Here is a 270-nt window from a genome sequence, read left to right on the forward strand (position 1 = left end):
ATCACAGTTTCTTTTTTAATCGTTTTCCGGATCAGCCAAAAATGGCTGGCGAATGAAATGAAGGCACTTCCTTTTTATGTGGCGGTCACTCTCGGGCTTGGAAAGTTAGCGGAAGTCTTTATCCTTTCCAAGCAGTTATCCGTTTACGATGGCATGATGGTCAGCGTTCAAGCAATTCTGGCTTTTATTTTAACGTTGATTTTTTTACAAAGCATTCCATTGTTAACATTATATAAACGGCGGCAATTATTAAAAACTGAAGAAATCGTT

Annotated in this window: 1 pseudogene; it reads left to right on the plus strand. The window is 38.1% G+C overall.

From position 1 onward, the window contains the following. Positions 1–270: pseudogene (locus RYX56_RS22515) on the plus strand (stage II sporulation protein E); the annotation flags it as partial.

The sequence above is a fragment of the Alkalihalophilus lindianensis genome, assembly GCF_032843265.1.
Classification (GTDB): domain Bacteria; phylum Bacillota; class Bacilli; order Bacillales; family Bacillaceae_D; genus Alkalihalophilus; species Alkalihalophilus lindianensis.